9 protein-coding genes and 1 pseudogene are annotated in these 8,395 nt (G+C 73.5%); all 10 read left to right on the top strand.

All coding sequences use genetic code 11. From position 1 onward, the window contains the following. Positions 1-670: pseudogene (locus tag QMC84_RS04735) on the top strand (Dak phosphatase); the annotation flags it as partial. A gap of 8 nt (positions 671-678) precedes the next feature. Continuing rightward, positions 679-2,919, top strand: coding sequence for an ATP-dependent DNA helicase RecG (locus tag QMC84_RS04730; protein ID WP_300372290.1), 2,241 nt, complete (start codon positions 679-681; stop codon positions 2,917-2,919). Between the two features lie 7 nt (positions 2,920-2,926). Continuing rightward, complete coding sequence (gene rsmD / locus QMC84_RS04725) at positions 2,927-3,523, top strand: 16S rRNA (guanine(966)-N(2))-methyltransferase RsmD (RefSeq protein ID WP_300372288.1); 597 nt, start codon at positions 2,927-2,929, stop codon at positions 3,521-3,523. A gap of 9 nt (positions 3,524-3,532) precedes the next feature. After that, a complete protein-coding gene (gene coaD, locus QMC84_RS04720) occupies positions 3,533-4,012 on the top strand; it encodes a pantetheine-phosphate adenylyltransferase (RefSeq protein WP_300372286.1) in 480 nt (159 codons plus the stop codon). 260 nt (positions 4,013-4,272) lie between these two features. Continuing rightward, positions 4,273-4,650 (top strand): YceD family protein, encoded by a 378-nt coding sequence (locus tag QMC84_RS04715; protein ID WP_366145732.1) that lies wholly within the window; start codon positions 4,273-4,275, stop codon positions 4,648-4,650. A gap of 44 nt (positions 4,651-4,694) precedes the next feature. Continuing rightward, a complete protein-coding gene (rpmF, locus tag QMC84_RS04710; RefSeq protein WP_081790257.1) occupies positions 4,695-4,880 on the top strand; it encodes a 50S ribosomal protein L32 in 186 nt (61 codons plus the stop codon). A gap of 13 nt (positions 4,881-4,893) precedes the next feature. Further along, positions 4,894-5,658: a ribonuclease III gene (gene rnc, locus QMC84_RS04705; protein WP_300372339.1), complete on the top strand. Its 765-nt coding sequence runs from the start codon at positions 4,894-4,896 to the stop codon at positions 5,656-5,658. A gap of 3 nt (positions 5,659-5,661) precedes the next feature. Next, a complete protein-coding gene (gene mutM, locus QMC84_RS04700; RefSeq protein ID WP_300372282.1) occupies positions 5,662-6,552 on the top strand; it encodes a bifunctional DNA-formamidopyrimidine glycosylase/DNA-(apurinic or apyrimidinic site) lyase in 891 nt (296 codons plus the stop codon). A 78-nt stretch (positions 6,553-6,630) separates the two neighbouring features. Then, positions 6,631-6,840, top strand: coding sequence for a hypothetical protein (locus QMC84_RS04695; protein ID WP_300372280.1), 210 nt, complete (start codon positions 6,631-6,633; stop codon positions 6,838-6,840). A 39-nt stretch (positions 6,841-6,879) separates the two neighbouring features. Further along, a complete protein-coding gene (locus QMC84_RS04690) occupies positions 6,880-8,385 on the top strand; it encodes a hypothetical protein (protein WP_300372278.1) in 1,506 nt (501 codons plus the stop codon). The last annotated feature ends 10 nt before the right edge of the window (positions 8,386-8,395 follow it).

Here is an 8,395-nt window from a genome sequence, read left to right as displayed (position 1 = left end):
CCGCCGGGTCGTGGCCGTCGCGGCCGGGCCCGGCCTCGCCGCGCTGTTCGAGGAGGCGGGCGCGGTCGTCGTCCCCGGCGGCCCGGGCCACCGCCCCTCGACCGGGCAGCTCCTCGAGGCCATCACCGCGTGCGGCGCCTCGGAGGTGATCGTGCTGCCCAACGACCACGACTCCGTGCGGGTGGCGCAGATCGCGGCCAGCACGGCCGAGGCCGACTCCGACGGCGCGGTGCGCGTCGCGGTGATCCCGACCCAGGCGCAGGTCACCGGGCTGGCGGCGGTCGCCGTCCACGAGCCCGGGCGCTCCTTCGACCAGGACGTCCTCGAGATGACCGCCACCGCACGCCACGCCCGCCAGGGCGCGGTCACGATCGCGGCCAGGCAGGCGATGACCATGGCCGGGCCCTGCGAGGCCGGCGACGCCCTGGGCGTGGTCGCCGGCGACTTCGCGGTGGTCGGTGGCGACCTCTACGCCGTCGCCGTCGACGTGCTCGACCGCCTGCTCGGCGGCGGTGGCGAGCTCGTGACGATCGTGGCGGGCGCCGAGGACGCCGAGGGCTCCCTCGCGACCCGGTGCGCGGGCTACGTCGAGGAGCACCACCCCGCTGTCGACGTCGTGGTGTACGACGGTGGCCAGGAGCGCTACCCGCTCCTCATGTCCGTGGAGTAGGAGACGCGGTGATCAGCCTCGACTCACCCGTGGTCGCCGTGCTCGGCGACCACGCGAGGAAGCGCAAGGCCATCGAGGAGCGGCTCGGCCTGCGTACCGTCGAGGACCTGCTGCGCCACTTCCCGCGCCGCTACGTCAAGACCGGCGAGCTGTCCCGCATCGAGGAGCTCCGCGAGGGCGAGGTGCTCACGGTCGTCGGGCAGATCGCCTCCAGCACGGTGAACACCTACCAGGACCGCCGCACCGGCCGCCCGGCGTACCGCGTCGACGTGACCGTCCGCACCGACGGCCCGTCGTTCCGCATCTCGCTGTTCGCCAAGAACGAGAGGATGGCCGCCTGGCAGCAGGAGAAGCGGATGCCGGTGGGGCGCCGCGGCATCTTCGTCGGCAAGGTGAGCAGGTTCCGCGAGGACTGGCAGCTCACCCACCCGCAGGTCGTGCTGTTCGGGACCCCCGACGAGGACGCCGCCCAGCTGTCGCTGGACGCGATCGGCGAGTTCTACCCGATCTACCCGCTCACCAAGGGCGTCGACTCCTGGGACCTCCAGCGCGCGGTCGCGTTCGCACTCACGGTCGTCGACGACGTCCCCGACGTAGTGCCGCCCGAGGTGCGCGAGCGCCACGGCCTCCTCGACGTGCGCACGGCGCTGGAGCGCATCCACAACCCCGACGACCGGGCGCAGATCACCAGCGCCCAGCGGCGGTTCCGGTTCGAGGAGGCGCTGGTCACCCAGCTCGTGCTGGCCCGCCGGCGGCGTGCCGTCCGTGAGCTCGGCGGCCGCGCCCGGACCGGCGCCGACGGCGGCCTGCTCGCCGCGTTCGACGCGCGGCTGCCGTTCGAGCTGACCGCCGGGCAGCTCGAGATCGGCGCCCAGATCGAGGCCGACCTCGCCCAGCCGCACCCGATGAACCGGCTCCTCCAGGGCGAGGTCGGCTCCGGCAAGACCCTGGTCGCGCTGCGCGCGATGCTCCGGGTCGTCGACTCCGGCGGCCAGGCGGCGCTGCTGGCGCCGACCGAGGTGCTCGCCCAGCAGCACCACCGCTCGATCACCGCGATGCTCGGCGACCTCGCGGCCGGCGGCATGCTCGGCGGCGCGGCCGAGGCCACGAGCGTCGAGCTGCTGACCGGCTCGATGACCAAGGCCCAGCGCACCGCCCCGATGTCGCGGCTGGCCAGCGGCGAGGCCGGCATCGTGATCGGCACCCACGCCCTGCTGGAGGAGAAGGTCGTCTTCGCCGACCTCGGCCTGGTCGTCGTCGACGAGCAGCACCGCTTCGGCGTCGAGCAGCGCTCCGCGCTCACCGACAAGGCCGGCACCCCGCCGCACGTGCTCGTGATGACCGCGACGCCGATCCCACGCACCGTCGCGATGACGGTGTTCGGCGACCTGGAGACCTCGACGCTCACCGAGCTGCCGGCCGGGCGGGCGCCGATCCAGACGAACGTCGTCCCGCTGGCCGAGCAGCCGCACTGGCTCGCCCGGGTCTGGGAGCGGGTGCGCGAGGAGGTCGACAAGGGCCACCAGGTCTACGTCGTCTGCCCCCGCATCACCGGCGACGAGCCCGAGCAGGGCGAGACCGACCAGCTGGACCTCGACGAGGACGGCAACACCCTGGCCCCGCCCGGCGCGTCGGAGACCCTGAACGCCGTCGAGGAGGTCGCCGTCCAGCTCGCCGAGGGCCCGCTCGCAGGCCTGCGGCTCGAGAGGCTGCACGGCAGGATGCCGCCCGACGACAAGGACGCCGCGATGCGCGCCTTCGCCGCCGGCGAGGTCGACGTCCTGGTCTCCACGACCGTCATCGAGGTCGGCGTCGACGTCGCGAACGCCACCGGGATGGTGCTGCTGGACGCCGACCGGTTCGGCGTCTCCCAGCTGCACCAGCTGCGCGGCCGGGTCGGCCGCGGCGGGCACCCCGGCATCTGCCTCCTGGTCTCGTGGGCCGAGGAGGGAACGCCGGCGCGCGACCGGCTCACCGCGGTCGCCGCCACCACCGACGGCTTCGAGCTGAGCCGGGTCGACCTCGAGCAGCGCCGCGAGGGCGACGTCCTCGGCCGGTCCCAGTCCGGGTTCCGCTCCACCCTCCGCGACCTCCGCGTCCTGCGCGACGAGAAGACCATCGTGGAGGCGAGGGCCGCCGCGGTCGAGCTCCTCGAGACCGACCCCGACCTCGAGCAGGCCCCCGACCTGGCGGCCGCGGTGGCCGCCATGGAGCAGTCCGTGGCGTCGGACTTCATGGAGCGGTCGTGAGCACCCCGTGACCCGGATCATCGGTGGCGCGGCCGGCGGACGGCGGATCGACACGCCCCACGGCGCCGCCACCCGACCGACCAGCGACCGGGTGCGCGAGGCGCTCTTCTCCGCGATCGAGTCGTGGTGCGGCTCGCTGCACGGCCTCCGTGTCCTCGACCTGTACGCCGGCTCCGGCGCGGTCGGCCTGGAGGCGTGGTCGCGCGGGGCGGCGGCCGTCACGCTGGTGGAGGCCGACCGCCGCACCGCCGCCCTCGTGGCCGGCAACGCCCGCACGCTCGGGTTCGCGGGCGCCGACGTCGTCGCGGCGTCGGTCGCCACCGTCCTGGCCCGTGGCCCGGTCGCGCCGTACGACGTGGTCTTCCTGGACCCGCCCTACCCCCTCGACGAGACCGCCCTCGGCGCCGACCTCGCGCTGCTCGCCAGCCGGGGCTGGCTGGCCGGCGGGGCGCTCGTGGTCGTCGAGCGGTCCTCGCGCAGCCCGGAGCCGACCTGGCCGGCCGGCCTCGCCGCCACCCGGCGCAAGCGCTACGGCGAGACCACGCTCTGGTACGCCCAGGAGGAACCGCTGCCGGATCAGCAGACCGAGGCGACCAGGCGGTAGCCTCCCGCCATGACCCGCGCGGTGTGCCCCGGTTCGTTCGACCCGGTGACCAACGGTCATCTCGACATCGTCCGGCGGGCGGCCGCGATCTTCGACGAGCTCGTGGTGGCGACCGGCACGAACGTGTCCAAGTCCCGGCTCTTCGACCCCGAGGAGCGGCTGGAGATGCTGCGCGAGGTCTGCGCGGACCTCCCGAACGTGACCGTGATGGGCTTCACCGGGCTGATCGTCGACTTCTGCCGCGAGATCGACGCCCAGGCGATCGTCAAGGGCCTGCGCGGCGGCAACGACTACGAGTACGAGCTGCCGATGGCCCAGATGAACGCCCACCTGACCGGCGTCGAGACGGTGTTCCTCACCACGCACGCGTCGTGGGGCTACGTCTCCTCGAGCCTGGTCAAGGAGGTGGCCTCGCTGGGCGGGGACGTCTCCGCGCTGGTTCCGCCTGCCGTGTACCAGCGCCTGCAGGCCCGGCTCGCCCCGCGCTGACCGCCCGCTGGTTTTGCCGCTGCCCGGCGCCGCCCGGTACGCTCTAGGACGATCTGTTTGTGCACGGACCCGGAAGTAGACCCCTGACCAGCCTGGACCCGAGAGCGCCGCTCGTGCTCGATACCCGCGAGCTCGGCCGCCGCCCGGGGTCCCAGCGTCAGGAGAAGCGGACGGTTCCGGCACCGGCAGATCTGGGCATCGAAGTCCTCCGTGTCCCGGAAGGCTCGCCGGTCGACCTCGACCTGCGGCTGGAAGCGGTCATGGAGGGTGTGCTGGTCACCGGTTCGGCCTCGGCCGAGCTCGCCGGTGAGTGCGCGCGGTGCCTGGAGCCGATCGCCGACGAGATCGAGGTCGCGCTCCAGGAGCTGTTCGTGTACGACGACCAGGGCTACTCCTCCGAGGAGGACGACGAGGTCAGCATGCTCGAGGGCGACCTGCTCGACCTCGAGCCGCTGCTGCGGGACGCGGTGGTGCTCGCACTGCCGTTCCAGCCGCTGTGTGAGGACGACTGCCCAGGACTGTGCGCCGAGTGTGGAGCACGACTGGCGGACGACCCCGAGCACACCCACGAAGAACCGATCGACCCCCGCTGGGCCGGGCTGAGCGCCCTCCAGCAGGACCCCGAAGCACACGAGTAGCACCCGTACGGCCGGAGATCCCGGTCCTGGTAGAGGAGATAACAGTGGCTGTCCCGAAGCGGAAGATGTCGCGCAGCAACACCCGGCATCGTCGTTCGGCCTGGAAGGCCGTCGCCCCGACCCTGGTGACCTGCGCGAACCCCGCCTGCGGCGCCAAGCACCTGCCGCACCGTGCGTGCGGCGAGTGCGGCCAGTACGGCGCGCGCGCCGACCGTCGTCAGGTCCTCTGACCCGGTCAGTCCGCTGACCAACTACGCCGAGCTGCGTGCCGCGCTCGGGGACCCGGAGCTGGACCCCGAGCTGTTGGAGCGCGCGCTCACGCACCGCTCGTACGCCTACGAGAACGGTGGTCTGCCGACCAACGAGCGCCTGGAGTTCCTGGGTGACTCCGTGCTCGGTGTGGTCGTGACCGAGACGCTGTACCGCACCCACCCGGACCTCTCCGAGGGCCGGCTGGCCAAGCTGCGCGCCGCGGTCGTCAACGCTCGCGCGCTGGCCGAGGTCGGTCGGGCCATCGGCGTCGGCGACCACGTGAAGCTCGGCCGCGGCGAGGAGTCCACCGGCGGTCGCGGCAAGGCGTCGATCCTCTCCGACACCGTCGAGGCGGTCATCGGTGCGGTGCACCTGAGCGCCGGCGGCTTCGAGACCTCCGCGATCGTCGTGCACCGGCTCTTCGACCCGCTCATCGAGGCCGCCTCCGCGCTGGGCGCCGGCCTCGACTGGAAGACCTCCCTGCAGGAGCTGTCCGCCGAGCACAGCCTCGGCGTCCCCGAGTACGTCATCGAGGACGACGGCCCCGACCACATGAAGACCTTCACCGCCCAGGTCCGGGTGGGCGACGGCCTGTACGGCAACGGCGTGGGCCGCTCCAAGAAGGAGGCCGAGCAGGCCGCCGCGGAGACGGCGTACGGCGAGATCGCCTCCGACCTCGGCGTCGACGACCCGGCCGCCGACGCGGCCGCCTCCGCCCACTCGGGCCACTCCGCTCACTCGGCCAACCAGAGCTGACCGTTGCCGGAGCTGCCCGAGGTCGAGGTGGTCCGAGCCGGCCTCGAGCGGCACGTGCTCGGGGCGCGGATCACCCGGGTCGAGGTGCTGCACCCGCGACCGGTGCGCCGCGACCTGCGCGGCCCCGCCGGCTTCGCCGCCGCCCTGGCCGGCCGCCGCATCGAGGCGGCCCGCCGCCGTGGCAAGTACCTCTGGCTGCCGCTGGACAACGGCGACGCGCTGCTCGGCCACCTCGGCATGAGCGGCCAGATCCTGGTCCAGCCGCCCGACGCCCCCGACGAGCGGCACCTGCGGGTGCGGTTCACGCTCGACGGCGCCGACGAGGGCCGGGAGATGCGGTTCGTCGACCAGCGGATGTTCGGCGGGCTCTCGGTCTCGGCGGGCGGCGCCGAGCTGCCGCCCGAGATCGCGCACATCGCCCGCGACCCGCTCGACCCGGAGTTCGACGACGACGAGTTCGTGCGCCGGGTGCGCCGGCGCACGTCGGGGATCAAGCGGCAGCTCCTCGACCAGAACCTGGTCTCCGGGGTCGGCAACATCTACGCCGACGAGGCGCTCTGGCGCGCCCGGGTCCACGGTGAGCGCCCCGGCGACCGGCTCACCGCGACCCAGGTGCGCGAGCTGCTCGGCCACGCGCGCGAGGTGATGCTCGCCGCGCTGGGGGAGGGCGGCACCTCCTTCGACGCCCTCTACGTCAACGTGAACGGGGAGTCCGGCTACTTCGACCGCTCGCTGCACGCCTACGGGCGCGAGGGCGAGGCGTGCGAGCGGTGCGGTACGCCGATCCGCCGGGTCGCGTTCATGAACCGGTCCTCGTACTTCTGCCCGGTCTGCCAGGTGGTGCCGCGGAAGCGCCGCGCGGTCCCCGCACAGGTGCGCGTCCCGCACGTTTGACCCAACGCCCCGCGGGTGGGACTCTTGAAGACGGCCCGCCATCGCGGACCCTCCCCACCCACCCGGAAGGCTTTGTCCATGGCCAAGGCGCTGATCGGATACATGAACAGCGACCTGCGGACGCCCGCCAACCTCGTAGCCGAGAACCACCGGCTCCGTGCGCGCGTGCGCGAGCTGGAGGACCTCGTCCTCCGCCTCAGCGAGGAGAACGACAAGCTGACCGCCGCGCAGGCGGTCACCATGCTCGACCTCGAGCACGAGTCCCTGCAGGAGATGCAGCCCGCCTGACCGACGTGACGGGAGCGACGCCACGTCGTTGACCCCGTCATGCGACCTCTCGCCACCGCGACCCGCACCGCCGCGGCGCTGACCCTCGTCGTCGCGACCTGGGCCACCCTGGCCATCGGGCTCGGGTCCGCGCCGGCGTCCGCGGAGGACGACAACCCTCTCGGCGGCGTCCTCACCAGCCCCAACGTCACCCACCTCGGCGGGTTCCCCTCCCAGGTCGGGATCTCCGGCTGCTTCCTGCGCACCGCGCCCCTGCTGGTCACCAGCGGCCTGGACTCGGTCCGCGTCTGGGACGTCAGCGACGCCGCCCACCCGCAGCTGACCGGCGTGCTGCCGAGCGCCCAGTTCGAGAACGAGGCGATGAACTGCGGCGAGCGGCGTACCCCCGACGGCGTGCGCCGGTTCGCGCTGATCGGCGTCGACGCCGTGCAGGCCTCGCCCGACGATCCCCAGCACGTGAACGTCGGCGGCGGGGAGCTCGTCGTCGTCGACGTCACCGACCCGGCCGCCCCGCGGATCGCGTCGCGCGCCGCGGCGACGACCAGCACCCACACGGTCACCTGCGTCGACGACACCGACTGCCGGTTCGTCTACACCGCGGGCGACAGCGGGCACTTCTCGATCCTCGACCTGCGCGATCTGGACGCGCCGCACGAGGTCGACACCGACCGCGGCGCTCCGGGGGTGCAGCCCGCGGCGTCGCCGACCGCCGGGCACAAGTGGAACTTCGACGCGGCCGGCATCGGCACCCACACCGGCTGGGGCGGCGCATCGATGTGGGACGCCTCCCGGCCGGCGCGACCGCGGCTCCTCACGACCACCGGCCGAGCCGGCCGGGGCACCGACCCCGAACACCCCGGGTGGAACGACTTCATCCTGCACAACTCGTTCCGGCCCCACGCGCGGGCGTTCAAGCCGCGGAGCAGCCCGTCCTTCGCCCACGGCAACGTGCTGCTGGTCACCGAGGAGGACTACGAGCAGACCGACTGCGCCCAGGCGGGCTCGTTCCAGACCTGGTGGGTCAAGCGGCTCGACGGCCGTCGCGGCGCGATCGTGCCGCTGGACAAGGTGGAGCTCGCCGACCTCGGCAGCTACCCGCTCCCGCAGGGTGCGTTCTGCTCCTCGCACTGGTTCGACGACCGGGCCGGCATCGTCGCCGTCGGCTTCTACGGCGGCGGGACCCAGCTGATCGACGCCCGCGATCCGCGGCACCTCGAGCCGTACGGGCACGCGCTGTGGCCGGGCTCGGAGGTCTGGGACGCGATGTGGGTCCCGGTCTACGACGCCGACGGCCGGCAGACGGGTGCGACCAGCAACGTCGTCTACTCGATCGACCTGGTGCGCGGCCTGGACGTCTACGCCGTCGACGTGCCCGGCGACGGGCTCGGCGCGCTGCCGTCCTCGGCCGCGGTGCCGACCCGCACCACCGCCGCCCGGGCCACCGACAGCGTGCTGCCGGCCGGGCTGCTGGGCCTGGCGCTGGCCGTGGCGGTCGCCGTACGCCGTCGCGTAAATCGGCTGCCGGAGGCGACCCCCGGAGGCTAGTGTCAGGCGC

The sequence above is a fragment of the Nocardioides sp. genome (assembly GCF_030019515.1).
GTDB lineage: Bacteria > Actinomycetota > Actinomycetes > Propionibacteriales > Nocardioidaceae > Nocardioides.
This window is presented reverse-complemented; position numbering and strand designations above follow the sequence as displayed.

What these genes read in the sequence shown, in the direction of transcription:
- QMC84_RS04695 (WP_300372280.1), top strand. Translation starts at nt 6,631, where the DNA reads ATGGCCAAGGCGCTGATCGGATACATGAACAGCGACCTGCGGACGCCC.
- coaD (WP_300372286.1), top strand. Translation starts at nt 3,533, where the DNA reads ATGACCCGCGCGGTGTGCCCCGGTTCGTTCGACCCGGTGACCAACGGT.
- QMC84_RS04715 (WP_366145732.1), top strand. Translation starts at nt 4,273, where the DNA reads ATGGAGGGTGTGCTGGTCACCGGTTCGGCCTCGGCCGAGCTCGCCGGT.
- QMC84_RS04690 (WP_300372278.1), top strand. Translation starts at nt 6,880, where the DNA reads ATGCGACCTCTCGCCACCGCGACCCGCACCGCCGCGGCGCTGACCCTC.